This window comes from Pseudomonas mosselii, from assembly GCF_003205295.1.
In the GTDB taxonomy this organism is placed as follows: domain Bacteria; phylum Pseudomonadota; class Gammaproteobacteria; order Pseudomonadales; family Pseudomonadaceae; genus Aquipseudomonas; species Aquipseudomonas mosselii_B.
In genome coordinates this window covers 68,041-92,858 of record NZ_QJRP01000004.1, presented here as the reverse complement: position 1 = coordinate 92,858, position 24,818 = coordinate 68,041, and the positions used below count along the sequence as shown (strand labels likewise).

General features: G+C 63.5%; 23 protein-coding genes. 18 read left to right on the top strand and 5 right to left on the bottom strand.

Going from position 1 to position 24,818, the window contains the following annotated elements:
- Positions 1-72: 72 nt before the first annotated feature.
- The 3 genes from DMX06_RS05325 to DMX06_RS05315 all read left to right on the top strand — a co-directional run bounded on the left by DMX06_RS05325 (position 73) and on the right by DMX06_RS05315 (position 3,291).
- Positions 73-1,491: an FAD-dependent oxidoreductase gene (locus DMX06_RS05325; RefSeq protein ID WP_110735321.1), complete on the top strand. Its 1,419-nt coding sequence runs from the start codon at positions 73-75 to the stop codon at positions 1,489-1,491.
- A gap of 238 nt (positions 1,492-1,729) precedes the next feature.
- Positions 1,730-2,794, top strand: coding sequence for a uroporphyrinogen decarboxylase (gene hemE, locus DMX06_RS05320; protein WP_110735319.1), 1,065 nt, complete (start codon positions 1,730-1,732; stop codon positions 2,792-2,794).
- Between the two features lie 149 nt (positions 2,795-2,943).
- Positions 2,944-3,291, top strand: a complete 348-nt coding sequence (locus DMX06_RS05315; RefSeq protein WP_028689103.1) for a YgiW/YdeI family stress tolerance OB fold protein — start codon at positions 2,944-2,946, stop codon at positions 3,289-3,291.
- A gap of 94 nt (positions 3,292-3,385) precedes the next feature.
- Here DMX06_RS05315 and DMX06_RS05310 read toward each other — a convergent pair whose 3' ends face one another.
- Positions 3,386-4,273, bottom strand: coding sequence for an acyltransferase (locus tag DMX06_RS05310; protein WP_110735317.1), 888 nt, complete (start codon positions 4,271-4,273; stop codon positions 3,386-3,388).
- Between the two features lie 182 nt (positions 4,274-4,455).
- On the opposite strand from DMX06_RS05310, the gene rloA2 reads away from it, so the two are divergent.
- The 3 genes from rloA2 (at position 4,456) to creC (ending at position 7,171) form a co-directional block, all read left to right on the top strand.
- A complete protein-coding gene (gene rloA2 / locus DMX06_RS05305) occupies positions 4,456-4,956 on the top strand; it encodes a retropepsin-like aspartic peptidase RloA2 (protein WP_110735315.1) in 501 nt (166 codons plus the stop codon).
- A gap of 101 nt (positions 4,957-5,057) precedes the next feature.
- Positions 5,058-5,738, top strand: coding sequence for a two-component system response regulator CreB (creB, locus tag DMX06_RS05300; protein WP_110735309.1), 681 nt, complete (start codon positions 5,058-5,060; stop codon positions 5,736-5,738).
- Positions 5,738-7,171, top strand: coding sequence for a two-component system sensor histidine kinase CreC (gene creC / locus DMX06_RS05295; RefSeq protein ID WP_110735307.1), 1,434 nt, complete (start codon positions 5,738-5,740; stop codon positions 7,169-7,171). Before creB ends, creC begins: the two co-directional genes overlap by 1 nt.
- Positions 7,172-7,381: 210 nt before the next feature.
- On the opposite strand, the gene DMX06_RS05290 is transcribed toward creC, so the two are convergent.
- Complete coding sequence (locus tag DMX06_RS05290) at positions 7,382-8,422, bottom strand: threonine aldolase family protein (RefSeq protein ID WP_110735305.1); 1,041 nt, start codon at positions 8,420-8,422, stop codon at positions 7,382-7,384.
- Positions 8,423-8,739: 317 nt separating this feature from the next.
- On the opposite strand from DMX06_RS05290, the gene DMX06_RS05285 reads away from it, so the two are divergent.
- From DMX06_RS05285 to fdhA, 7 genes are all read left to right on the top strand, one after another.
- The gene (locus DMX06_RS05285; RefSeq protein WP_110735302.1) at positions 8,740-9,993 is read left to right on the top strand and encodes a serine hydroxymethyltransferase; all 1,254 of its coding nucleotides are present in this window, start codon (positions 8,740-8,742) and stop codon (positions 9,991-9,993) included.
- 15 nt (positions 9,994-10,008) lie between these two features.
- The gene (locus tag DMX06_RS05280; RefSeq protein ID WP_110735299.1) at positions 10,009-11,259 is read left to right on the top strand and encodes a sarcosine oxidase subunit beta family protein; all 1,251 of its coding nucleotides are present in this window, start codon (positions 10,009-10,011) and stop codon (positions 11,257-11,259) included.
- 16 nt (positions 11,260-11,275) lie between these two features.
- On the top strand, positions 11,276-11,611 hold the full coding sequence (locus tag DMX06_RS05275) for a sarcosine oxidase subunit delta (protein WP_028688435.1): 336 nt from the start codon (positions 11,276-11,278) through the stop codon (positions 11,609-11,611).
- Entirely contained in the window at positions 11,608-14,625 is a 3,018-nt protein-coding gene (locus DMX06_RS05270) for a sarcosine oxidase subunit alpha (protein WP_110735297.1), read from the top strand. The genes DMX06_RS05275 and DMX06_RS05270 overlap by 4 nt, the downstream gene beginning before the upstream one ends.
- 137 nt (positions 14,626-14,762) lie before the next feature.
- Positions 14,763-15,395 carry a sarcosine oxidase subunit gamma gene (locus DMX06_RS05265; protein ID WP_110735294.1) on the top strand — a complete coding sequence of 211 codons (633 nt, stop codon included), beginning with the start codon at positions 14,763-14,765 and terminating at the stop codon, positions 15,393-15,395.
- Between the two features lie 12 nt (positions 15,396-15,407).
- Positions 15,408-16,265 (top strand): formyltetrahydrofolate deformylase, encoded by an 858-nt coding sequence (gene purU / locus DMX06_RS05260; RefSeq protein WP_110735292.1) that lies wholly within the window; start codon positions 15,408-15,410, stop codon positions 16,263-16,265.
- Positions 16,266-16,503: 238 nt separating this feature from the next.
- Positions 16,504-17,703, top strand: coding sequence for a formaldehyde dehydrogenase, glutathione-independent (gene fdhA / locus DMX06_RS05255; protein WP_069015871.1), 1,200 nt, complete (start codon positions 16,504-16,506; stop codon positions 17,701-17,703).
- A gap of 37 nt (positions 17,704-17,740) precedes the next feature.
- Here the strand turns inward: fdhA and DMX06_RS05250 are convergent, their stop codons facing one another.
- Positions 17,741-18,541, bottom strand: a complete 801-nt coding sequence (locus DMX06_RS05250) for an RHS repeat-associated core domain-containing protein (RefSeq protein WP_110735290.1) — start codon at positions 18,539-18,541, stop codon at positions 17,741-17,743.
- 284 nt (positions 18,542-18,825) lie between these two features.
- Between DMX06_RS05250 and DMX06_RS05245 the strand changes: the two genes are divergently transcribed.
- A complete protein-coding gene (locus DMX06_RS05245; RefSeq protein ID WP_110735287.1) occupies positions 18,826-19,398 on the top strand; it encodes a DUF2780 domain-containing protein in 573 nt (190 codons plus the stop codon).
- Positions 19,399-19,478: 80 nt separating this feature from the next.
- On the opposite strand, the gene DMX06_RS05240 is transcribed toward DMX06_RS05245, so the two are convergent.
- Together DMX06_RS05240 and DMX06_RS05235 are read right to left on the bottom strand one after the other, a co-directional pair.
- A complete protein-coding gene (locus DMX06_RS05240) occupies positions 19,479-20,828 on the bottom strand; it encodes an APC family permease (protein WP_110735285.1) in 1,350 nt (449 codons plus the stop codon).
- Positions 20,829-21,003: 175 nt separating this feature from the next.
- Complete coding sequence (locus tag DMX06_RS05235; protein WP_110735282.1) at positions 21,004-22,245, bottom strand: MFS transporter; 1,242 nt, start codon at positions 22,243-22,245, stop codon at positions 21,004-21,006.
- 122 nt (positions 22,246-22,367) lie between these two features.
- Between DMX06_RS05235 and DMX06_RS05230 the strand changes: the two genes are divergently transcribed.
- From DMX06_RS05230 to DMX06_RS05215, 4 genes are all read left to right on the top strand, one after another.
- Positions 22,368-23,273 carry a LysR family transcriptional regulator gene (locus tag DMX06_RS05230; RefSeq protein ID WP_110735280.1) on the top strand — a complete coding sequence of 302 codons (906 nt, stop codon included), beginning with the start codon at positions 22,368-22,370 and terminating at the stop codon, positions 23,271-23,273.
- A 52-nt stretch (positions 23,274-23,325) separates the two neighbouring features.
- On the top strand, positions 23,326-24,099 hold the full coding sequence (locus tag DMX06_RS05225; protein ID WP_046853870.1) for a ParA family protein: 774 nt from the start codon (positions 23,326-23,328) through the stop codon (positions 24,097-24,099).
- 62 nt (positions 24,100-24,161) lie between these two features.
- The gene (locus tag DMX06_RS05220) at positions 24,162-24,470 is read left to right on the top strand and encodes a type II toxin-antitoxin system HigB family toxin (protein WP_050707314.1); all 309 of its coding nucleotides are present in this window, start codon (positions 24,162-24,164) and stop codon (positions 24,468-24,470) included.
- Complete coding sequence (locus DMX06_RS05215; RefSeq protein ID WP_110735277.1) at positions 24,460-24,816, top strand: helix-turn-helix domain-containing protein; 357 nt, start codon at positions 24,460-24,462, stop codon at positions 24,814-24,816. Before DMX06_RS05220 ends, DMX06_RS05215 begins: the two co-directional genes overlap by 11 nt.
- The last annotated feature ends 2 nt before the right edge of the window (positions 24,817-24,818 follow it).

The following is a 24,818-nucleotide window of genomic DNA, read 5'->3' as shown; positions in this document are numbered from 1 at the left end:
CTGTCCTGCTCAAGTGATTGTCTTGCAGCTTGCGGCCCAAGGCCGGCAACTGCGGTAAAGAGGTTTTGAAAAATGGCTGAACGTCTGAGCAACGACTTCCAGTTCATCGAGGTGGGCCGCAAGGACCCGAAGAAAAAACTGCTGCGCCAGCGCAAGAAGGAGTTCGTCGAAATCTATGAACCCTTCAAGCCACAGCAGTCCGTGGAGCAGGCGCACCGCTGCCTGGGCTGCGGCAACCCGTATTGCGAATGGAAGTGCCCGGTGCACAACTTCATCCCCAACTGGTTGAAGCTGGTCTCCGAAGGCAACATCCTGGCCGCGGCTGAACTGTCGCACCAGACCAACACCCTGCCGGAAGTGTGCGGCCGTGTGTGCCCGCAGGACCGTCTGTGCGAAGGGGCCTGCACCCTGAACGACGGCTTTGGCGCGGTGACCATCGGCTCGGTGGAGAAGTACATCACCGACACCGCCTTCGCCATGGGCTGGCGCCCGGACATGTCCAAGGTCAAGCCCACCGGCAAGCGCGTCGCCATCATCGGTGCCGGCCCGGCGGGCCTGGGCTGCGCCGACGTGCTGGTGCGCGCGGGCGTGACCCCGGTGGTGTTCGACAAGAACCCCGAGATCGGCGGCCTGCTGACTTTCGGCATCCCCGAGTTCAAGCTGGAAAAGACCGTGCTGAGCAATCGCCGCGAAGTCTTCACCGGCATGGGCATCGAGTTCCGCCTGAACACCGAGGTGGGCAAGGACATCACCATGGAACAACTGCTCGCCGAGTACGACGCGGTGTTCATGGGCATGGGTACCTACACCTACATGAAGGGTGGCTTCCCGGGCGAGGACCTGCCAGGCGTGCATGACGCGCTGGACTTCCTGATTGCCAACGTCAACCGCAACCTGGGTTTCGAGAAGTCGCCGGAAGACTTCGTCGACATGCAGGGCAAGAAGGTCGTGGTCCTGGGCGGTGGCGACACCGCGATGGACTGCAACCGCACCTCGATCCGTCAGGGCGCCAAGGCCGTGACCTGCGCCTATCGCCGTGACGAAGCCAACATGCCGGGTTCGCGCAAAGAGGTGAAGAACGCCAAGGAAGAAGGCGTGAAGTTCCTCTACAACCGCCAGCCCATCGCCATCGTCGGCGAGGACAAGGTCGAAGGTGTGAAGGTGGTCGAGACCCGTCTCGGCGAGCCGGACGCCCGTGGCCGCCGCAGCCCCGAGCCGATCCCGGGCTCCGAGGAGATCCTCCCGGCCGACGCCGTGGTGATCGCCTTCGGCTTCCGCCCGAGCCCGGCGCCGTGGTTCGAGCAGCATGGCATCCAGCTGGACAGCCAGGGCCGCGTGGTGGCACCGGAGAAGGGCAAGTTCAAGCACCAGACCAGCAACCCGAAAGTGTTTGCCGGTGGTGATATGGTGCGGGGGTCGGATCTGGTGGTAACGGCCATTTTCGAGGGCCGCACGGCCGCTGAGGGGATCCTGGACTACCTCGAAGTCTGATCGATTGTCGGGGCCGCTTTGCGGCCCTTTCGCGGCACAAGGCCGCTCCTACAGAGGATCGCATTCACCTGTAGGAGCGGCCTTGTGCCGCGAAAGGGCTGCGAAGCAGCCCCAGGTTCAATTTTTGTATACAAAAACGCTTGATCCAAGGCACCCAATAGACAAAACGCATGGCCATGGCCGTGCCTTTTGCGCCCGCGTCTGAGAAAATGCCCGCACTTTTTTTCCGGATGCCGACATGACTGCCCTGAAGAACGATCGTTTCCTGCGTGCACTGCTCAAGCAACCCGTAGACGTCACCCCGGTATGGATGATGCGCCAGGCCGGCCGCTACCTGCCGGAGTACCGCGCCAGCCGCGCCAAGGCCGGCGACTTCATGAGCCTGTGCATGAACCCGCAGTTCGCCTGCGAGGTCACTTTGCAGCCGCTGGACCGCTACCCGCTGGACGCGGCGATCCTCTTCTCGGACATCCTCACCATCCCCGACGCCATGGGCCAGGGCCTGTACTTCGAGACCGGCGAAGGCCCGCGTTTCAAGAAGGTCATCAGCACCCTGGCGGACATCGAGGCGCTGCCGATTCCCGATCCGCAGAAGGACCTGGGCTATGTGATGGACGCGGTCAGCACCATCCGCCGCGAGCTCAACGGTCGCGTGCCGCTGATCGGTTTCTCTGGCAGCCCGTGGACCCTGGCCACCTACATGGTCGAAGGTGGCTCATCGAAGGACTTCCGCAAGACCAAGGCCATGGCCTACGACAACCCCGAGGCCCTGCACCTGCTGCTGGACAAGCTGGCGCAGTCGGTCACCAGCTACCTCAATGGCCAGATCCTGGCCGGCGCCCAGGCTGTGCAGATCTTCGACACCTGGGGCGGCAACCTGTCGGCGGCGGCCTACCAGGAGTTCTCCCTGGCCTACATGCGCAAGATCGTCAGCGGCCTGATCCGCGAGCACGAAGGGCGCAAGATACCGGTCATCCTGTTCACCAAGAACGGCGGTATGTGGCTGGAAAGCATTGCTGATGCCGGTGCCGACGCTCTGGGTCTGGACTGGACCTGCGAAATCGGCGACGCCCGCCGCCGCGTCGGCGACAAGGTGGCGTTGCAGGGCAACATGGACCCGACCGTGCTGTACGCCAAGCCCGAGGCGATCCGCAAGGAAGTGGCACGCATCCTCGCCAGCTATGGCAAGGGCAGTGGCCATGTGTTCAACCTGGGCCATGGCATTACCCCCGAGGTCGATCCGGAGCACGCCGGCGTGTTCATCAACGCCGTGCATGAGCTGTCGGCGCAGTACCACCAGTAAGCGTCAGACCGATCGCGGGGCAAGCCCGCTCCCACGCCCCTTGTATATGGCGTGGGAGCGGGCTTGCCCCGCGATTTTTCGTATTAAGTTTCAATTCAGCGATCGTCGGTAATCTGGGGCCATCAAAACGCAAACAGGACCCGATCACCATGAAAGCCCGCTACCTGCCCCTGATCCTCGCCCCGCTGTTCAGCACTGCCGCACTGGCCGCCGGCTACACCGGCCCTGGCGCCCAGGCCGTGACCACGGTCGCTGCCGCCAACGATGCCGCCGACGACACCCCGGTGGTGCTGCAGGGCTTTGTGACCAAGAAGATCAACAACGACGACAAGTACGAATTCAAGGACAACACCGGCACCATCACCGTCGAGATCGACGATGAAGACCTGCCGCCGACCCCTTTCAACGACAAGACCAAGGTCAAGCTGACCGGCGAGGTGGAGAAGCACCTGATGAGTCGCGAAGTGGATGTGGATATTGTCGAGATCATCAACTGATCGGCACTTATGGGGCTGCCTTGCAGCCCTTTCGCGGCACAAGCCCGGTTCTCGTCTCGCGAGAGCAGGGTTGCCCGCGTTGATGCCATTGGCTTCAGCGCATTTCGGCGCGTAATTCCTCGATCCGCTGGTCCTTCTCCACCCACAGCTGGTTCACCCAGGACTGCACGGTCTGGCGGAAGGCCGGGTCGTTCTCGTAGTCGCCCTCGCTCAGCGCGGGGTCCAGCTCGCGTACGCGGATGTCGATGATCACCCGGCTGATGCTGCCGTTGAGCAGGTCCCAGAACCCTGGTGCCTTGTCGCCCGGGTAGACGATGGTCACGTCGAGCAGCGCATCCAGTTGCTCGCCCAGCGCCGCCAGCACGAAGGCCACGCCGCCGGCCTTGGGCTTGAGCAGGTGGCGGTAGGGCGACTGCTGCTGTTGGCGCTTGGCCTCGGTGAAGCGGGTGCCTTCGAGGTAGTTGACCACGGTCACCGGCTGGCGCTTGAACAGCTCGCAGGCGGCCTTGGTGATCTCCAGGTCCTTGCCCTTGAGTTCGGGGTGCTTGTCGAGGAAGGCCTTGCTGTAGCGCTTCATGAACGGGTAGTCCAGGCCCCACCAGGCCAGGCCCAGCAGCGGTACCCAGATCAGCTCCTTCTTGAGGAAGAACTTGAAGAATGGCACGCGGCGGTTGAGGCTTTCGATCAGTGCCGGGATATCGACCCAGGTCTGGTGGTTGCTCACGCACAGGTACGAGGTGTCCTGGCGCAGGGTGTCGACGCCGCGGATATCCCATTGGGTGGGGATACACAGGGCGAAGATGGCCTTGTCGATCTCCGACCAGGTCTCGGCGATCCACATCACCGCAGCCGATGCGTAGTCGCGGCCACGGCCTGGCAGCACGAGCTTGAGCAGGGCGAAGACCAGCAACGGGCCGATCAGCACCAGGGTGTTGAGCAGCAGCAAAGTGAGGGTGAGGATGCCGGTCAGCAGGCGACGCATAAAGGGACTCTTGTTGTGTTAGGTGAACGGTTGGCAATGATAAGCAGGGTCTGGCCCTTAGCCAAACGTCGTACGCCCATTAGCTGGGACAAATGTTTCACATTATGTTGTTTAACCTGTTGCAACGAACCTATCCTGCCTGCGCAGTCTAAGCACTGACCCCTCTCAAGGAAGCCTGCCCCGTGAAACCCCTGCTTGCCCTGCTGTCCCTTCTGGCGCTGCCGGTGATGGCCGCCGAGCCCACCCTGTATGGCCGCTACGAGAACATCGCCCTGCCGGAGATCGGCGAGACCCTCAAGGCGAAGATGGACACGGGTGCCTACACCGCGTCGCTGTCGGCCAAGGATATCGAGCTGTTTACCCGCGACGGCGAGGAATGGGTGCGTTTCCGCCTGGCCACCAAGGATGCCAATGGCAAGGTCTACGAACACAAGTTGGCGCGCATCAGCAAGATCAAGAACCGCGCCGACGAGGAAGACGAAGGCGATGCCCCCGAGCTGTCACGCCGCCCGGTGGTCGACCTGGAACTGTGCCTGGGCGATGTGAAGCGTACCGTTGAGGTCAACCTGGTCGATCGCAGCAGCTTCAACTACCCGCTGCTGGTGGGCGCCAAGGCCCTGCGCGAGTTCAAGGCGGCGGTGAACCCGGCGAAGAAGTTCACGGCGGGCAAGCCGGACTGCTGATGCGGCAGCGGCAAGCGACAAGCTGCAAGAAGCGGCGGATCGGTGTAAGTTGCCGCGATCCGCTTTCACTTGAAGCTTGCAGCTTGAGGCTTGCCGCTCAGATGCCCCACATCCTTATCGTCGAAGACGAATCCGCCATCGCCGACACCCTGGTCTACGCCCTGCAGGCCGACGGCCACAGCACCGAATGGGTGACCCTCGGCAGCGCCGCCGTCGAGCAGCAGCGCCTGCGCCCGGCCGACCTGGTGATCCTCGACATCGGCCTGCCCGACATCAGCGGCTTCGAGACCTGCCGCCAGCTGCGCCGCTTCAGCGAGGTGCCGGTGATGTTCCTCAGCGCCCGCGACGCCGAGATCGACCGGGTGCTGGGCCTGGAGATCGGTGCCGACGACTACGTGGTCAAACCCTTCAGCCCTCGTGAGGTGGCGGCGCGGGTACGGGCCATCCTCAAGCGCATGGTGCCCAGAGCGGACGCGGCCAGCGAAAGCACGCCGTTCCAGCTCGATACCCTGGCCATGCGCATCAGCTACCGTGGTCAGGCGCTGACACTGACCCGCCACGAGTTCCGTCTGCTGCAGAGCCTGCTCGAACAACCGCGGCGGGTATTCAGCCGTGAACAGCTGCTCGACGGCCTCGGCGTGGCCTCGGACGTCGGCTACGAGCGCACCATCGACAGCCATATCAAGAGCCTGCGCGCCAAGCTGCGCCAGGTCGCGCCCGACGCCGAGGCGATCCAGACCCACCGCGGCCTGGGCTACAGCTACAGCCCGGAACACGCCTGATGCGCCTGGGGATTCGCATCTTCCTGGTGTACTTCCTGTTCGTCGGCCTGGCGGGCTACTTCCTGCTCAACACGGTACGTGAGCAAATCCGCCCGGTGGTGAGGCAATCATCGGAAGAAACACTGGTGGACACCGCCAACCTGCTGGCCGAGATCCTTCACGACGATGTGAAGAACGGCACCCTGACCCAGAGCCGCCTGTCGCAGGTGCTCGGCGCCTATGGTGAGCGGCGCCCGAGCGCGCAGATCTGGGGGCTGGCGAAGAACCAGGTCAGCCACCGGATCTACGTGACCGACGCCAAGGGCATTGTCCTGCTCGACTCCAGCGGCAAGGACCTGGGCAAGGACTACGCGCGCTGGAACGATGTCTACCTGACCCTGCGCGGCCAGTACGGCGCCCGTTCGACCCGCAGCGATCCGGACGACGAAAGCACTTCGGTGATGCATGTGGCGGCGCCGATCCTCGACGGTGGCCGGATCATCGGCGTGGTTACGGTGGCCAAGCCCAACAGCTCGCTGCAGCCGTACATCGACCGCTCCGAGCGGCGCCTGCTGTACCTCGGCCTGGGGCTGATCGTGCTGGGGCTGTTGGTGGGCGCGGCGCTGTCGTGGTGGCTGACTCGCTCGCTGCGTCGGCTCACTCACTATGCCCAGGCGGTCAGCGAGGGCGAGCGCGCCGCGTTGCCGCACTACAAGGGCGGCGAATTGCTGCAACTGGCCACGGCGGTGGAGCGCATGCGCACCCAGCTGGAAGGCAAGGCCTATGTCGAGCGCTACGTGCACACGCTCACCCATGAGCTCAAGAGCCCGTTGGCGGCGATCCGGGGCGCCTCGGAGCTGCTGCAGGGCGACATGCCGCAAGAGCAGCGGGCGCGCTTTGCCGGCAATATCGAGCGCGAGAGCGAGCGCCTGCAGCAGATGATCGAGCGCCTGCTCAACCTGGCGCGGGTCGAGCAGATGCAGGCATTGGAAGATGAGCAGCAGGTGGCGGTGGCGGCGTTGATCGACGAGCTGCTGCTGGCCCATGGTGCGAGGATCGACGGCGCCGGCCTGCAGGTGCGCCAGCGCATCCCGGCTGATGTCAGGTTACTGTGCGATCCGTTCCTGATGCGCCAGGCCTTGGCCAACCTGCTGGACAACGCGTTGGATTTCACCCCCGAGCGTGGCGCGCTGGCTTTCGAGCTTGAGCGTGACGGCGAGCGAGTGGCGCTGAGCCTGTTCAACCAGGGGCAGGCGATTCCCGAGTATGCCCTGGGGCGGGTCAGCGAACGGTTCTATTCGCTGCCAAGGCCCGGGACCGGGCGCAAGAGCACCGGGCTGGGGTTGAACTTCGTGGCCGAGGTGATGCAGTTGCATGGTGGGGCGTTGGCGGTGGATAACGTCGAGGGTGGGGTGCGGGTGCGGCTCTGGTTGCCGGTGCGGCGATTTAGCTGACCCTGTGGGAGCGGGCTTGCCCCGCGAAGTGGCCAGCCCAGGGTATGAGAGAGGATAGAGAGACCGGGCGGTGGTTGGCCGCTTGAATCGGGCTGTTGTTTCCTGTCGGGGCCAGATGAGGCATGGGGCTGCTGTGCAGCCCTTTCGCGACACAAGGCCGCAGGAGCCGCCTTGTGTCGCGAAAGAAGGCAGGACCCTTCCTGCATTGGATCAGACGCCGAAGATGGCTCGGATGTCCGCCGCCAGTTCCCGCACCCGGGCTTCTTGCGTATCCCACGAGCACATGAAGCGCGCTCCACCGCTGCCAATGAAGGTATAGAACCGCCAGCCCTTGTTGCGCAGCGCCTCCAGCGCATGCTCCGGCATCTGCAGGAACACCCCGTTGGCCTCCACCGGGAACATCAGTTCCACCCCCGGCAAATCATTTACCAGCGACGCCAGCAACTGTGCGCAGTGGTTGGCATGCTGGCCATGGCGCATCCACGCGCCGTCCTCGAGCAGCCCGACCCAGGGCGCCGACAGGAAGCGCATCTTCGACGCCAACTGCCCGGCCTGCTTGCAGCGGTAGTCGAAGTCGTCTGCCAGGTCGCGGTTGAAGAACAGGATCGCTTCGCCCACCGCCATGCCGTTCTTGGTACCGCCAAAGCACAGTACATCGACCCCGGCCTTCCAGGTCAGCTCGGCCGGCGAACAGCCGAGGAACGCGCAGGCATTGGTAAAGCGCGCACCGTCCATGTGCAGGTTCAGGCCCAGCTCCTTGCAGGTGGCGCTGATCGCCTTGAGCTCGTCAGGGCGGTACACCGTGCCCACTTCGGTGGCCTGGGTGATGGTCACCACGCGTGGCTTGGGGTAGTGGATGTCCTGGCGCTTGAGCGCCACTTCGCGGATCGAGTCGGGCGTGAGCTTGCCGTTCACGCTGGCGGCGGTCAGCAGCTTGGAGCCGTTGGAGAAGAATTCCGGCGCGCCGCATTCGTCGGTCTCGACGTGGGCGGTCTCCGAGCAGATCACGCTGTGGTAGCTCTGGCACAGCGAGGCCAGGGCCAGGGAGTTGGCGGCGGTGCCGTTGAAGGCGAAGAACACCTCGCAGTCGGTCTCGAACAGCTTGCGGAAGTATTCCGAGGCGCGTTCGGTCCACTGGTCGTCGCCGTAGGCGCGTTGGTGGCCGTGGTTGGCCTTTTCCATCGCGGCCCAGGCTTCGGGGCAGATGCCGGAGTAGTTGTCGCTGGCGAATTGTTGGTTGTTGTCGGTCATGACGCCTGTCCTTTTGTACGACGCAGGATCGCACTCTAAACCATCGATTTGGCGGTTGCCTATACAGGCCCAGGCTTGCGTCGCCTGTGCCGGCCTCTTCGCGGGTAAACCCGCTCCCACAGGGATTGCGCCACACCCTGTGGGAGCGGGTTTACCCGCGAAGAGGCCGGCACAGACAAACACTGCAGCCAATGTCGTAAACGCGCCATTGCAAGGCGCGCGCAGGCATCTGTACCGCCGTGCCCGGTCATACCATCGCTGCAAAGGGTGGGAAAACCCTCACCAGACAAGAAACGATCGCTGCCGGGAGATACACGATGTTCAGCAAGCAAGACCAGATCCAGGGTTATGACGACGCACTGCTGGCGGCGATGAATGCCGAGGAGCAGCGCCAGGAAGATCACATCGAGCTGATCGCCTCGGAGAACTACACCAGCAAGCGCGTGATGCAGGCCCAGGGCAGCGGCCTGACCAACAAGTACGCCGAGGGCTACCCGGGCAAGCGCTACTACGGCGGCTGCGAGCATGTCGACAAGGTCGAGGCGCTGGCCATCGAACGCGCCAAGCAGCTGTTCGGCGCCGACTACGCCAACGTCCAGCCGCACTCCGGCTCATCGGCCAACAGCGCCGTATACCTCGCCCTGCTGCAGGCCGGCGACACCATCCTGGGCATGAGCCTGGCCCACGGCGGCCACCTGACCCACGGCGCCAAGGTGTCGTCCTCGGGCAAGCTGTACAACGCCGTGCAGTACGGCATCGACACCACCACCGGCCTGATCGACTACGACGAAGTTGAGCGCCTGGCGGTCGAGCACAAGCCGAAGATGATCGTCGCCGGTTTCTCGGCCTACTCGAAGACCCTCGATTTCCCACGCTTCCGTCAGATCGCCGATAAAGTCGGCGCGCTGCTGTTCGTCGACATGGCCCATGTCGCCGGCCTGGTCGCCGCCGGCCTGTACCCGAACCCGATTCCCTTCGCCGACGTGGTCACCACCACCACCCACAAGACCCTGCGCGGCCCGCGTGGCGGCCTGATCCTGGCCAAGTCCAACGAAGAGATCGAGAAGAAGCTCAACGCCGCCGTATTCCCCGGCGCCCAGGGCGGCCCGCTGATGCATGTGATCGCCGCCAAGGCGGTGTGCTTCAAGGAAGCGCTGGAACCTGGGTTCAAGAGCTACCAGAAGCAGGTCATCGAAAACGCCCAGGCCATGGCCCAGGTATTCATCGACCGCGGCTACGACGTGGTCTCCGGCGGCACCGACAACCACCTGTTCCTGGTCAGCCTGATCCGCCAGGGCCTGACCGGCAAGGACGCCGACGCCGCCCTCGGCCGCGCCCATATCACCGTCAACAAGAACGCCGTGCCCAACGACCCGCAGTCGCCGTTCGTCACCTCGGGCCTGCGCATCGGCACCCCGGCCGTCACCACCCGTGGCTTCAAGGTCGCCCAGTGCGTGGCACTGGCCGGCTGGATCTGCGATGTGCTGGACAACCTGGGCGACGCCGATGTCGAGGCCGATGTGGCCAAGAACGTCGCAGCCCTGTGCGCCGACTTCCCGGTCTACCGCTGAGTGGAGCAGAACACCATGCAACGTTATTCGGGCTTCGGCCTCTTCAAGCACTCCCTCAGCCACCACGAGAACTGGCAGCGCATGTGGCGCACGCCGACCCCGAAGAAGGTCTACGATGTGGTCATCGTCGGCGGTGGCGGCCATGGCCTGGCTACCGCCTACTACCTGGCGAAAGAGCACGGCATCACCAACGTGGCGGTGGTCGAGAAGGGCTACCTGGGCGGTGGCAACACCGCCCGCAACACCACCATCGTGCGCTCCAACTACCTGTGGGACGAGTCGGCGCACCTGTACGAACACGCCATGAAACTGTGGGAGGGGCTGTCCCAGGACATCAACTACAACGTGATGTTCTCCCAGCGCGGCGTCTACAACCTGTGCCACACCCTGCAGGACATCCGCGACTCCGAGCGCCGGGTCAACGCCAACCGCCTCAATGGCGTGGATGGCGAGCTGATCCGCACCGAGCAGGTCGCGGCCGAGATCCCGTACCTGGACTGCTCGAAGAACACCCGCTACCCGATCCTCGGCGCCACCGTGCAGCGCCGTGGCGGCGTGGCCCGTCACGACGCCGTGGCCTGGGGCTTCGCCCGTGCCGCCGACGCCCTGGGCGTGGACCTGATCCAGCAGACCGAGGTGATTGGCTTTCGTAAAGAGAATGGCGCCGTGATCGGTGTCGAAACCAACAAGGGCTTCATCGGCGCCAAGCGCGTCGGCGTGGTCACCGCCGGCAACTCCGGGCACATGGCCAAGCTGGCGGGCTTCCGCCTGCCGCTGGAGTCGCACCCGCTGCAGGCACTGGTGTCGGAGCCGATCAAACCGATCATCGACAGCGTGATCATGTCCAACGCCGTGCACGGCTACATCAGCCAGTCCGACAAGGGCGACCTGGTGATCGGTGCCGGTATCGACGGCTGGGTCGGCTACGGCCAGCGCGGCTCCTACCCGGTCATCGAGCACACCCTGCAGGCGATCGTCGAGATGTTCCCGATCCTCTCCCGCGTGCGCATGAACCGCCAGTGGGGCGGCATCGTCGACACCACCCCCGACGCCTGCCCGATCATCTCCAAGACCCCGGTGAAGAACATGTTCTTCAACTGCGGCTGGGGCACCGGCGGCTTCAAGGCCACCCCGGGCTCGGGCAACGTGTTCGCCGCGAGCCTGGCCAAGGGCGAGATGCACCCGCTGGCCGCGCCTTTCTCCATCGACCGTTTCTACAACGGCGCGCTGATCGACGAACACGGCGCCGCTGCCGTCGCCCACTGACCCGGAGACAACCGTCATGTTGCAAATCTTCTGTCCCCACTGCGGCGAGCTGCGCTCCGAGGAAGAATTCCACGCGTCGGGCCAGGCGCACATCGCCCGCCCGCTGGACCCCAACGCCTGCTCCGACGAGGAGTGGGGCACCTACATGTTCTTCCGCGACAACCCGCGTGGCATCCACCACGAGCTGTGGGACCACGTTGCCGGCTGCCGCCAGTACTTCAACGTCACCCGCGACACGGTGACCTACGAGATCCTGGAAACCTACAAGATCGGCGAGAAGCCTCAGGTCACCGCCGCCTCGAAACAGAGCACCGCGCCAGCGACCGCCAAGGGCCAAGGGGAAAAAGTATGAGCCAGACCTATCGCCTCGCCAGCGGCGGCCGTATCGACCGCAGCAAGGTGCTGAACTTCAGCTTCAACGGCAAGACCTACCAGGGCTATGCCGGCGACACCCTGGCCGCCGCGCTGCTGGCCAACGGTGTCGATATCGTCGGGCGCAGCTTCAAGTACTCGCGCCCGCGCGGGATCATCGCCGCCGGCACCGAAGAGCCGAATGCGATCCTGCAGATCGGCTCCAGCGAAGCCACCCAGATCCCCAACGTGCGCGCCACCCAGCAGGCCCTTTATGCAGGCCTGGTGGCCACCAGCACCAACGGTTGGCCGAACGTCAACAACGACATGATGGGCATCATCGGCAAGGTCGGCGGCAACATGATGCCGCCCGGGTTCTACTACAAGACCTTCATGTATCCCAAGTCGTTCTGGATGACCTACGAGAAGTACATCCGCAAGGCGGCGGGCCTGGGCCGTGCGCCGCTGCAGAACGATCCGGACAGCTACGACTACATGAACCAGCACTGCGACGTGCTGATCGTCGGCGCCGGCCCTGCCGGCCTGGCCGCTGCACTGGCTGCCGCCCGCAGCGGTGCCCGGGTGATCCTCGCCGATGAGCAGGAAGAGTTCGGCGGCACCTTGCTCGACAGCCGCGAGACGCTGGACGGCAAACCGGCCGCTGACTGGGTCAATGCCGTGGTGGCCGAGCTGGAAAACCTGCCGGAAGTCACCCTGCTGCCGCGCAGCACGGTCAACGGCTACCACGATCACAACTTCCTCACCATCCACGAGCGCCTCACCGACCACCTTGGCGACCGCGCCCCGATCGGCCAGGTGCGTCAGCGGGTGCACCGTGTACGTGCCAACCGCGTGGTGCTGGCCGCCGGCGCCCATGAGCGTCCACTGGTGTACGGCAACAACGACCTGCCGGGCAACATGCTCGCTGGCGCCGTCTCTACCTACGTGCGTCGTTATGGCGTGGCGCCGGGCCGCAAGCTGGTGCTGTCGACCAACAACGACCACGCCTACCGCGCCGCGCTGGACTGGCACGATGCTGGCCTGCAAGTGGTCGCCATCGCCGACGCCCGCCACAACCCACGCGGATCGCTGGTCGAGGAAGCACGTGCCAAGGGCATTCGCATCCTCACCTCCAGCGCCGTGATCGAGGCCAAGGGCAGCAAGCACGTCACCGGTGCCCGCGTGGCGGCCATCGATGTGCAGGCGCACAAGGTCACAAGCCCAGGTGAAACCCTCGACTGCGACCTGATCGCCACCTCCGGCGGCTACAGCCCGGTGGTTCACCTGGCCTCGCACCTGGGCGGTCGCCCGGTGTGGCGCGAAGACATCCTCGGCTTCGTGCCGGGCGATGCCCCGCAGAAACGCGTGTGCGTCGGTGGCGTGAACGGCGTCTATGCCCTGGGCGATGTGATCGCCGACGGCTTCGAGGGCGGTGTGCGTGCGGCCACCGAAGCCGGCTTCAAGGCCAGCGTCGGTACCCTGCCGAAAACCCTGGCGCGCAAGGAAGAGGCCACCGTGGCCCTGTTCCAGGTGCCCCACGACAAGGGCACCGCCCGTGCGCCGAAGCAGTTCGTCGACCAGCAGAACGATGTCACTGCCGCCGCCATCGAGCTGGCCACCCGCGAAGGCTTCGAGTCGGTCGAGCACGTCAAGCGCTACACCGCCCTAGGCTTCGGCACCGACCAGGGCAAGTTGGGCAACATCAACGGCCTGGCCATCGCCGCCCGCTCGCTCGGGATCGGCATCCCGGAAATGGGCACCACCATGTTCCGCCCCAACTACACGCCGGTGACCTTCGGCGCGGTAGCAGGCCGGCACTGCGGCCACCTGTTCGAGCCGGTGCGCTTCACCGCCCTGCATGCCTGGCACATCAAGAACGGCGCCGAGTTCGAGGACGTCGGCCAGTGGAAGCGCCCGTGGTACTTCCCCAAGCCCGGCGAAGATATCCACACCGCCGTGGCCCGCGAATGCAAGGCGGTGCGTGACAGCGTCGGCCTGCTGGACGCCTCGACCCTGGGCAAGATCGACATCCAGGGCCCGGACGCACGCGAATTCCTCAACCGCATCTACACCAACGCCTGGACCAAGCTCGACGTGGGCAAGGCCCGCTACGGCCTGATGTGCAAGGAAGACGGCATGGTCTTCGACGACGGCGTTACCGCCTGCGTCGGCGACAACCACTTCATCATGACCACCACCACCGGTGGCGCCGCCCGCGTGCTGCAGTGGCTGGAGCTGTACCACCAGACCGAATGGCCAGAGATGAAGGTGTACTTCACCTCGGTCACCGACCACTGGGCGACCATGACCCTGTCCGGCCCCAACAGCCGCAAGTTGCTGGCCGAGGTCAGCGACATCGACCTGGACAAGGAAGGCTTCCCGTTCATGAGCTGGAAGGAAGGCCTGGTCGGCGGTGTGCCGGCGCGGGTGTTCCGTATCTCGTTCACCGGCGAGCTGTCGTACGAGATCAACGTCCAGGCCAACTACGCCATGGGCGTGCTGGAGCAGATCGTCGAGGCCGGTAAAAAGTACAACCTGACCCCGTACGGCACCGAGACCATGCACGTACTGCGCGCCGAGAAGGGCTTCATCATCGTCGGCCAGGACACCGACGGTTCGATGACCCCGGACGACCTCAACATGAGCTGGTGCGTGGGCCGCAACAAAGCCTTCTCGTGGATCGGCCTGCGCGGCATGAACCGCGAGGACACCGTGCGCGAGAACCGCAAGCAGCTGGTTGGCCTGAAGCCTGTGGACCCGAACGTGTGGCTGCCGGAAGGCGCCCAGCTGGTGTTCGATCCCAAGCAACCGATCCCGATGGACATGGTCGGCCACGTTACCTCCAGCTACGCGGCCAACTCCCTGGGCTATTCGTTCGCCATGGGCGTGGTCAAGGGCGGCCTCAAGCGCCTGGGCGAGCGGGTGTATTCGCCCCAGGCCGATGGCAGCGTGATCGAGGCCGAGATCGTGTCTTCGGTGTTCTTCGATCCGAAGGGTGAGCGGCAGAACGTTTGATTCCAGGATGACGTGATCTCTGTGGGAGCGGGCTTGCCCCGCGATGCGATGGTGGCCTTGATGCCGCTATCGCGGGGCAAGCCCGCTCCCACGAGGTCAGTGTGGTTCTTCGCACAAGAATTCAAGGCAGGTAAGAAATGAGCGCTATCAACGTCTTCCAGCAAAACCCCGGCAGCGATGCCAAGGCCCAGTCGCCGCTGCACCACGCCGACCTGGCCAGCCTGGTCGGCAAGGGCCGCAAGAACGCAGGCGTGACCCTGCGGGAGAAGAAACTCCTCGGCCACCTGACTATCCGTGGCAATGCCCATGACCAGGCCTTCGCCGGCGGCGTGCACAAGGCCCTCGGCCTGGAGCTGCCGGTGGCCCTGACCGTGGTCGCCAACAACGAGATGTCGCTGCAGTGGGTAGGCCCGGACGAGTGGCTGCTGATCGTTCCCGGCGGCCAGGAGTTCGCCGTCGAGCAGAAGCTGCGCGACGCCCTCGACGGTCAGCATATCCAGGTGGTCAACGTCAGCGGCGGGCAGACCTTGCTCGAGCTGCGCGGCCCCAATGTGCGCGACGTGCTGATGAAATCCACCAGCTATGATGTACACCCGAACAACTTCCCGGTGGGCAAGGCCGTCGGCACTGTGTTCGCCAAGTCGCAACTGGTGATCCGCCGCACCGCCGAGGACACCTGGGAGTTGGTGATCCGCCGCAGCTTCTCCGACTACTGGTGGCTGTGGCTGCAGGACGCGTCGGCCGAATACGGCCTGGCCATCGAAGCGTAAGGAGCATTACCCATGAGTCGGGCACCGGACACCTGGATTCTCACTGCCGACTGCCCGAGCATGCTCGGCACGGTCGATGTGGTGACGCGTCATCTCTACGAGCAGCGCTGCTACGTCACCGAGCACCATTCCTTCGATGACCGGCTGTCGGGGCGGTTCTTCATTCGTGTGGAGTTCCGCGTCCCCGATGGTTTCGACGAGGACGGTTTTCGCGCAGGCCTGGCCGAGCGCAGCGAAGCCTTCGGCATGGCGTTCGAGCTGACCGCGCCGAATCACCGCCCCAAGGTGGTGATCATGGTGTCCAAGGCCGACCACTGCCTGAACGACCTGCTGTATCGCCAGCGCATCGGCCAGCTGACGATGGACGTGGTCGCTGTAGTATCGAACCACCCCGACCTCGAACCGTTGGCCCACTGGCACAAGATCCCCTATTACCACTTCGCCCTCGACCCGAACGACAAGCCGGCGCAGGAGCGCAAGGTGCTGCAGGTGATCGAGGAGAGCGGCGCCGAACTGGTGATCCTCGCCCGCTACATGCAGGTGCTGTCGCCGGAGTTGTGCCGGCGGCTGGATGGCTGGGCGATCAACATCCATCACTCGCTGTTGCCCGGATTCAAGGGCGCCAAGCCGTATCACCAGGCCTACAACAAAGGTGTGAAGATGGTTGGCGCAACCGCCCACTACATCAACAACGACCTGGACGAAGGGCCGATCATAGCCCAGGGCGTGGAGGTGGTGGACCATGCGCACTATCCCGAGGACCTGATCGCCAAAGGCCGCGATATCGAATGCCTGACCCTGGCGCGGGCGGTGGGGTATCACATCGAGCGGCGGGTGTTCCTCAACGCCAATCGCACCGTCGTTCTCTGAGCCACCATCGCGGGGCAAGCCCGCTCCCACGTATACCGCGTGGGAGCGGGCTTGCCCCGCGATGCTTTTTTACGACAGATCTTGCGCCGCAAACAGGCATCCCCCTGTCGCATCCAGTCACCGCCCCACCTCCCATCCAGCCCACAATCCTCTTCATTCCAGTAACACAGGCCGCCCACGGAAAAGGCGGCGCTTTCCACCACCGCTGCATAAATACAAATCAAGCGAGGTAAGAAGCATGTCTGGTAACCGTGGAGTGGTGTATCTCGGCGCGGGCAAGGTCGAGGTGCAGAAGATCGACTACCCCAAGATGCAGGACCCGCGCGGCAAGAAGATCGAGCACGGTGTCATCCTCAAGGTGGTCTCCACCAACATCTGCGGCTCCGACCAGCACATGGTCCGCGGCCGCACCACCGCCCAGGTCGGCCTGGTGCTGGGTCATGAAATCACCGGTGAAATCGTCGAAATGGGCCGTGATGTCGAACGCCTGAAGATCGGTGATCTGGTGTCGGTGCCGTTCAACGTCGCCTGCGGCCGCTGCCGCTCCTGCAAGGAGATGCACACCGGCGTCTGCCTCACCGTCAACCCGGCGCGCGCCGGTGGCGCCTACGGCTATGTCGACATGGGCGACTGGACCGGCGGCCAGGCCGAGTACGTGCTGGTGCCCTACGCCGACTTCAACTTGCTGAAACTACCGGACCGCGACAAGGCCATGGAGAAGATTCGCGACCTGACCTGCCTGTCCGACATCCTCCCCACCGGTTACCACGGCGCCGTCACCGCAGGTGTTGGCCCGGGCAGCACCGTCTACGTCGCGGGTGCCGGCCCGGTCGGCCTGGCCGCCGCCGCTTCCGCCCGCCTGCTGGGCGCCGCCTGCGTGATCGTCGGCGACCTCAACCCGGCCCGCCTGGCCCACGCCAAGTCGCAAGGTTTCGAAGTGGTCGACCTGTCCAAGGACACCCCGCTGCACGAGCAGATCATCGATATCCTCGGTGAGCCGGAAGTGGACTGCGCCGTTGACGCTGTCGGCTTCGAGGCCCGCGGCCATGGCCATGAAGGCGCCAAGCACGAGGCCCCGGCCACCGTGCTCAACTCGCTGATGCAGGTGACCCGCGTGGCCGGCAAGATCGGTATCCCCGGCCTGTACGTGACTGAGGATCCGGGCGCGGTGGATGCCGCTGCCAAGATCGGTGCCCTGAGCATCCGCTTCGGCCTGGGTTGGGCCAAGTCCCACAGCTTCCACACCGGGCAGACCCCGACCATGAAGTACAACCGCCAGTTGATGCAGGCGATCATGTGGGATCGCATCAATATCGCAGAGGTGGTGGGGGTACAGGTGATCAGCCTGGACCAGGCGCCGGAGGGGTATGGGGAGTTTGATGCGGGGGTGCCGAAGAAGTTTGTGATTGATCCGCATAGGACGTTTAGTGCTGCTTGATAAGAACAGCCAGAGCCCCACGAAGGGGCTCTGCTCTTTAGTTTGTATTGCTGCGTGTACTTGAATTTGAGTCGGCGGGCTGCATGATGTCGTCGTATATTGCATTGAACGCTGTAGTGCCAATAGTGTCCTCGATAACGTCAAGTTCGGTATTTAGCTTTCTGAAGCTATCTTGGTATTCGGTCACTTTGTTTTGTAGTGCGGTGCGTGCCTTCTCAAGACCAACCATTTCACCGAGAATCTTGTCCTTGCGTTCTTCTGCTTTGGCCCTCTCACTGGAATGTAGACCTGAGCGGCTATTTTTCAGGCCACGATCTTTTTTGAGACTGGCCTGGATGTTTTCAAGTTTTGGATTTAGTTTTTCTTCTGCCTTTTTATTTATACTTATTTCAGCTGTTATTGAGTTTATTTTTGTTTTGAGCTCTACTTGCCGGCTTAGGATGCTACCGATTTGTTGTCGAGGGGACAGTTGGGTTTGTTTCGAGGCACGCTGCATATGGCCGCTGGGGTCGATATTGTTGATTGGATCCCCTGAGCAATATGAATAAGGATTGAGCCCTCCAGCTTCGAACGGACTTAAACTATCTGGAGAGTTGAACCGCATCAGTGCAGGATTGTAGGTGCGGTAGCCGTTTCCGAGCAGGTAGCCTCCGATGGGGGTGCGAAGTTCACCGTTGAAACCAAGTAATGATGTTGCCGGGGAGGGTGACTTCTCACTTCCATAGGCGGTGTATGAAAAAGCTTGCATTGCTACTAGAGGGTGATGCCGTAATACTGAACCGGACATATCAGTTGATAGCAGCGTCGGTGAAGCGTGTTGTATTGACTCCCGTTTCATACGAGCTCCAAAGCAAGGAAGTGGAGTTTGACTCTGCCGGGTGGTCTGGCAATAGACAACTGGCAAAAATGCTAGGCTGCGGCCCCCCTACCTATCCTTCAGCAGATTCCAGATCGCCTGGGGGCAGGCGGATGCGCTGGCCAGTGCGGTGGAAAACAGAGCTGGCCAGTAAATGTCCATCGCGGGCCTTGCAATGAGCACCGATGGCCGGCCCGGAACAAACCCCCGACGCTCCAGTCCAACCCCTCGTTTCCCGGCCATTCCGGCCGACGAGGTCCCTCCCGATGAAAGCATTCACCCTGGCAACCCTGATGACCCTGGCCGCAAGCCCGGTGTTCGCCTTCAACCTCAGCGACGCGGCCAACGCCGTCTCGGCCATGCAGAGCCCGAATCAACAGGGTCAGGTGCAGGCTCCGGCAGGCCAGGCCAACCTCCTCAACACCTTGGGCAGTGAGTTGAAGATCACCCCCGAACAAGCCATCGGCGGCGCCGGGGCGATGCTGGGGCTGGCGCGCAACAACCTCAGCGGCGACGACTATGGGCAACTGACCAAGGCCGTGCCCGGGCTGGACCTGCTGTCGGGCACCAATGCGCTGGGAGGGCTGAGCGGCCTGGGGCAGTTGCTCGGCAATGACAAGAACAGCTCGGCGCTGAGCAATGCACTGGGGGGCGAGGTGCAGAACCGCAACGACCTGGACACCGCCTTCAAGGCGCTGGGGATGGATACCGGGATGATCGGGCAGTTCGCGCCGTTGATCCTGCAGTACCTGGGGCAGCAGGGAATTGCCGGGTCGTTGCTGCAGAACCTGGGCAGCCTGTGGAACACCCCTGCGCCGTTGAGCCAGCCATCGGTCTGAGCGCCTGACACGGGCACTGGAGCGGCCTTGTGCCGCGAAAGGGGCGCGAGGCGCCCCCAGGTTCTGCACAAAGTGTGGAATCACGCAGCTTCGGAGAAATCCACCATCCGCACCGGCCGACGGAATCCGGCAGTCAGCACCGCCAGGTAGGCCAACCCCAACGCGAACCAGCACAAGCCGATCACCAGCGTCAACGCCGACAGGCTGGTCCACAGCCACAAGGTCAGGCCCAGTCCCACCAGCGGTACCACACCATAGCGCAGCAGGCCCATCGGGCTGCGTTGCGTGCTGTCATCCAGCAAGTGCGTCTTCACCACTGCCAGGTTCACCGCCGAGAATGCCACCAGTGCGCCGAAGCTGATCAGCGAGGCGAGGGTGGCCAGGTCGATCACCAGCGCCAGCAGCGAGAACGCCGACACCAGCAGGATGGCGAACACCGGTGTGCCGAAGCGCGGCGACAGGTAGCCGAAGCTGCGCTGCGCCAGCACGCGGTCGCGGCCCATGGTGAACAGGATGCGCGACACCGCCGCCTGGGAGGCCAGGGCCGAACCGAGGCTGCCGGCGACGAAGGCGGCGGTGAAGAAGTTGGCGAGGAACTGCCCGCCGGCTTTCATCATCACTTCGTTGGCCGCGGCATCGGTGTTGGCGAAGCTGCTGCCCGGCAGCACCAGTTGGCTGACATAGGCCAGCACGGTGAACAGCAGCCCGGCGCCGAGGGTGGTGAGGATGATCGCCCGGGGCACGTCGCGGCGGGCATCCTTGCATTCTTCGGCCAGGGTCGACACGGCATCGAAGCCGAGGAACGACAGGCACAGCACCGCCGCCCCCGCCATCAACGCGCCAAAGCCCGGGGCGCTGCCATCACCGCGCAATGGCGCCAGCAGGTCCACCGGTTGCCCGGCCAGGCCTTGCCACGAGAGGGCGACGAACACGCCGATGAAGACAATCTGCGCGCCGACGATCAGGTTGCTGGTCTTGGCCACCGAGTGAATGCCGACCACGTTGAGCACGGTCACCAGGGCGATGGCGGCCAGCACGATGGTCCAGGCCGGGATGGCCGGGAAGGCGATGTTGAGGAACAGCCCGATCAGCAGGTAGTTGATCATCGGGATGAACAGGTAGTCGAGCAACAGCGACCAGCCGGCGAGGAAACCCACGCTCGGCCCGAAGGCCATGTTGGTGTAGGAGTACGCCGAGCCCGCGACCGGGAAGCGCTTGACCATGAAACTGTAGGAGGTGGCGGTGAACAGCATGGCCAGCAGGGTGACCAGGTAGGCGCCAGCGGTACGGCCACCTGTGAGTTCGGTGACGATGCCATAGGTGGTGAAGATGGTCAGCGGGACCATGTACACCAGGCCGAAGAACACCAGGGCGGGAAGGCCCAGGACACGGCGCAGTTGCGCGGGGGCGGAGCAGGAGGCGTTGGCCATCGATCGATCCTGGCTTTTCTTGTAGTTGTGGTTGATCGATTTTTATCCACTTGGGTGGATGCTGACAAACAAAGAGTTGCTAATGTTGATTATTAACCTGGATTTTAATCGAGTATTGAGTGAGGCGTTTCAGACCCTTCCCACGCGCAACAAGCGCCTCACAGTTGCCCCGGCATCAGCCCGATTTAGGCGCCAACCTGCTCAGGTGCAGCGCCACCAGCAATGCGACCGCCAGCAGGCTGGCAATGAACAGCCCTGTCCCGTTCCAGCCCCACTGGTGCCAGAACACCCCGCCGGCAGTCCCGGCGACACTTGATCCCGCGTAGTAGCAGAACAGGTAAAGCGAAGACGCCTGTCCCTTGGCCTTCAGCGCCCGGCGGCCGATCCAGCTGCTGGCCACCGAGTGCGCGCCGAAGAAGCCGAAGGTGAACACCAGCATGCCGACGATGATCATCGCCAATGGGGTGGCCAGGGTCATCAACAGGCCGCCGGCCATCACCAGGATGCTGGCCCAGAACACCTTGCGCCGTCCCAGCCTGTCGGCCAGGGCGCCGACCTGTGCCGAGCTGTAGATCCCTGACAAATACACCACCGACAGCAGCCCGACCAGCGCCTGGTTCATGTGATAGGGCCCGGCCAGCAGGCGGTAGCCGATGTAGTTGAACAGGGTGACGAAGGCACCCATCAGCAGGAAGGCTTCGAGGAACAGCCAGGGCAGCCCGGCATCCCTGAAGTGCATGACGAAACCGTCCAGCAGGCTGCGCGGATTCAGCGCCTGGGGCCGGAAGTTGCGTGATTCGGGCAGCACCTTCCAGAACACCAGCGCTGCTGCCAGGGCCAGCCCGCCGATGGTGAGCATCGCCGTGTGCCAGCTGACGAAGTCGATCAATACCCCGGTGATCAGGCGCCCGCTCATGCCACCAATGGCGTTGCCGCCGATGTACAGGCCCATGGCCAGGCCGATGTGCTGCGGGTGGATTTCTTCGCTCAGGTAGGTCATCGCCACCGCCGCCAGGCCGCTCAACGACAGGCCTACCAGGGCACGCGCGGCCAGCACCAGCTCCCAGCTCGGCATCACCGCGCTGGCCAGGGTCGACAGGGCCGCGCAGAGCAGGGCAAAGACCATCACCGGCTTGCGCCCGATGCGGTCGGAGATTGGCCCGGTGACCAGTAGCCCGAACGCCAGCATGGCGGTGGACACCGACAGCACCAGGCTGCTCTGCGCGGCGTTGATCGAGAACTCCCGGGAAAGCAGCGGCATCATCGGCTGCACGCAGTACAACAGGGCAAAGGTGGCGAAGCCACCGCTGAACAGGGCCAGCACGGTTTTCATGAAGGCGGGCGAGCCTTTCTCGATCCAGATATCGTTGACGACAGGCTCGGGTTCGGCAGGCAGGGGGACTACGGCGGATCTCACGGAGGGTACCTCGGGCGCTGGGGCCGGTGCTGCGATGAAAAAAGCATATAGCTGGCTAATGATTAGATCCAATATATTGTTCGACCTGTTTAAGACGTTTTACGACCTGTTTGGAGTCGATCATGGAGCTGCGTCATCTGCGCTATTTCATCGCCGTGGCCGAGGAACTGCATTTCGGCCGCGCCGCCCAGCAACTGGGTATTTCCCAGCCGCCCTTGAGCCAGCAGATCCAGGCCCTGGAGCAGGAGCTTGGGGCCCGCCTGTTCGAGCGCACCAACCGCCGGGTCGAGTTGAGCGAGGCCGGGCGATTGTTCCTCGAAGAAGCACGTCAGGTGCTGGCGCAGGTGGAGAAGGCGGCCGATGTGGCGCGGCGAGCGCAACTGGGTGAATTGGGCGAGATGAAGATCGGATTCACTTCGTCGGCACCGTTCACTTCGCGGATTCCCCAGGCGATTCGTGCCTTCCGCCAGCGCTATCCGTCAGTTCATCTTAATCTCAAGGAAATGAGCAGCCGTGAGGTGGTCGAGGCGGTGTTCGACGAGTCCATCGAGATCGGCCTGATGCGTCCGATGCCGCTGCCCGAAGGGATCGCCTGCACCGAGTTGTTCCGCGAGCCTTTGGTGGCCGTGCTCAATGCATCTCACCCGCTGGCCGTTGGCAGTGAACAGGGTGTGCACATGCAGGCCCTGGCCCACGAGCCGTTCGTATTCTTCCCGCGCAGCTACGGCAGTGGCTTGCATGCCCAGTTGCTGAGCCTGGCGCGCCAGGCGGGTTTCAGCCCGCATTTCGCCCAGGAGGCGGGGGAGGCGATGACCATCATCGGCCTGGTATCGGCAGGGTTGGGTGTTTCGGTGCTGCCGGCCTCGTTCCAGCGCATGCGCATCGAAGGCGTGGTGTACCGCACGCTGCTCGACGAAGAGGCCATGACCGCCGTGTGGCTGGTACGTCGCGAGGCGCCCGGTTCGGCCATGGCCAATGCCTTCATCGCCCTGCTGGCTGGGCTGGAGCAGCCCGAAGGTGCTGGCTAAACCGCTGCGCTGACCACATACTCGGGCATTCGTTGATACACGGAGGTCTGACATGCGGCGCGTGGTGTTCAATCAGAAAGGTGGCGTGGGCAAGTCGAGCATTGCCTGCAATCTTGCGGCGGTCAGCGCCAGTGAAGGCTATCGGACCCTGCTGATCGACCTGGATGCCCAGGCCAACTCGACCCAGTACCTGACCGGCCTGACCGGTGACGACATTCCCATGGGCATCGCCGACTTCTTCAAGCAGTCGCTGTCCAGCGGGCCGTTCGCCAAGAAGAACAAGGTTGATATCTACGAAACCCCCTTCGATAACCTGCACGTGGTCACCGCCACGGCGGAGTTGGCCGACCTGCAGCCAAAGCTCGAGGCCAAGCACAAGATCAACAAGCTGCGCAAACTGCTCGACGAGCTGGACGAAGATTACGAGCGGATCTACATCGATACCCCGCCTGCACTGAATTTCTACGCGGTTTCCGCGTTGATCGCCGCCGATCGCGTGCTTATACCCTTCGACTGCGACAGCTTTTCGCGCCAGGCCCTGTACGGCCTGCTGGCCGAGATCGACGAACTCAAGGAGGACCACAACGACGAGCTTATGGTCGAGGGCATCGTGGTCAACCAGTTCCAGTCACGGGCCAGCTTGCCCCAGCAGATGCTCGATGAGCTGCTGGCCGAAGGCCTGCCGGTGCTGCCGGTGTACCTGGGCAGTTCGGTGAAGATGCGCGAATCCCACCATGCCAGCCTGCCGCTGATCCACCTGGAGCCACGGCACAAGCTGACCCAGCAGTTCGTCGAGTTGCATGATTTGCTGGAGCGCAGCGCCTAAACGGTACTTGCGAGCAGTACCGATCCTGACTAGTATCTCCCAAAACGGGAGATTGCGCCGGGATGCGAATTATTGCAAAGCGATCGTTGGTCCGGTTCTGGGAGCTGCCCGGGCATGAGGATGCCAAGGCGCCCCTGGAAAGCTGGCATGACCTGGTGCTCAAGGCCGATTGGTGTTCTCCGCAGGACGTGAAGGCGCAGATTGGCAATGCCAGCATCTGCGCGAACAATCGTGTGGTATTCAACATCGGAGGCAACAAGTACCGGCTCGTGGTGGAAATGCAGTATCGGGCAGGTATTGCCTGGGTGAAATTCGTCGGAACGCACAAGCGCTATGACGAGATCGACGTGGAGACGATCAATGAATATTAAGCCCATTCGCAGTGACGATGACCTGCAGGCCGCCTTCAAGCGGCTGGAAGCCATTTTCCAGGCCGAAGCCGGGACACCGGAGGCGGATGAAATGGAAGTGCTTGTGACATTGATCGAAGTTTATGAGAACAAGCACTATCCGATTCATTCAGCGGGCCCGATCGAAGCGATCAAGTTCTGCATGGACCAGCAAGGGCTGACGCCGCGTGATCTTGAGCGTTATATCGGGCCGAGCGGTCGCGTTTCCGAAGTATTGAACGGCAAGCGAGGCTTGAGCCTCTCGATGATCAAGCGCTTGCACGATGGTCTGAGGATTCCCTATGAGTCCCTTCTGGCCAGTGTGTGAGC

Coding starts and splice junctions, on each gene's coding strand:
- DMX06_RS05250 (WP_110735290.1), bottom strand. CDS start 18,541: ATGAAACGGGAGTCAATACAACACGCTTCACCGACGCTGCTATCAACT.
- DMX06_RS05275 (WP_028688435.1), top strand. CDS start 11,276: ATGTTGCAAATCTTCTGTCCCCACTGCGGCGAGCTGCGCTCCGAGGAA.
- DMX06_RS05215 (WP_110735277.1), top strand. CDS start 24,460: ATGAATATTAAGCCCATTCGCAGTGACGATGACCTGCAGGCCGCCTTC.
- purU (WP_110735292.1), top strand. CDS start 15,408: ATGAGTCGGGCACCGGACACCTGGATTCTCACTGCCGACTGCCCGAGC.
- DMX06_RS05230 (WP_110735280.1), top strand. CDS start 22,368: ATGGAGCTGCGTCATCTGCGCTATTTCATCGCCGTGGCCGAGGAACTG.
- DMX06_RS05315 (WP_028689103.1), top strand. CDS start 2,944: ATGAAAGCCCGCTACCTGCCCCTGATCCTCGCCCCGCTGTTCAGCACT.
- DMX06_RS05280 (WP_110735299.1), top strand. CDS start 10,009: ATGCAACGTTATTCGGGCTTCGGCCTCTTCAAGCACTCCCTCAGCCAC.
- hemE (WP_110735319.1), top strand. CDS start 1,730: ATGACTGCCCTGAAGAACGATCGTTTCCTGCGTGCACTGCTCAAGCAA.
- DMX06_RS05285 (WP_110735302.1), top strand. CDS start 8,740: ATGTTCAGCAAGCAAGACCAGATCCAGGGTTATGACGACGCACTGCTG.
- fdhA (WP_069015871.1), top strand. CDS start 16,504: ATGTCTGGTAACCGTGGAGTGGTGTATCTCGGCGCGGGCAAGGTCGAG.
- DMX06_RS05240 (WP_110735285.1), bottom strand. CDS start 20,828: ATGGCCAACGCCTCCTGCTCCGCCCCCGCGCAACTGCGCCGTGTCCTG.
- DMX06_RS05270 (WP_110735297.1), top strand. CDS start 11,608: ATGAGCCAGACCTATCGCCTCGCCAGCGGCGGCCGTATCGACCGCAGC.
- creC (WP_110735307.1), top strand. CDS start 5,738: ATGCGCCTGGGGATTCGCATCTTCCTGGTGTACTTCCTGTTCGTCGGC.
- DMX06_RS05310 (WP_110735317.1), bottom strand. CDS start 4,273: ATGCGTCGCCTGCTGACCGGCATCCTCACCCTCACTTTGCTGCTGCTC.
- creB (WP_110735309.1), top strand. CDS start 5,058: ATGCCCCACATCCTTATCGTCGAAGACGAATCCGCCATCGCCGACACC.
- DMX06_RS05265 (WP_110735294.1), top strand. CDS start 14,763: ATGAGCGCTATCAACGTCTTCCAGCAAAACCCCGGCAGCGATGCCAAG.
- DMX06_RS05225 (WP_046853870.1), top strand. CDS start 23,326: ATGCGGCGCGTGGTGTTCAATCAGAAAGGTGGCGTGGGCAAGTCGAGC.
- DMX06_RS05325 (WP_110735321.1), top strand. CDS start 73: ATGGCTGAACGTCTGAGCAACGACTTCCAGTTCATCGAGGTGGGCCGC.
- DMX06_RS05290 (WP_110735305.1), bottom strand. CDS start 8,422: ATGACCGACAACAACCAACAATTCGCCAGCGACAACTACTCCGGCATC.
- DMX06_RS05220 (WP_050707314.1), top strand. CDS start 24,162: ATGCGAATTATTGCAAAGCGATCGTTGGTCCGGTTCTGGGAGCTGCCC.
- DMX06_RS05245 (WP_110735287.1), top strand. CDS start 18,826: ATGAAAGCATTCACCCTGGCAACCCTGATGACCCTGGCCGCAAGCCCG.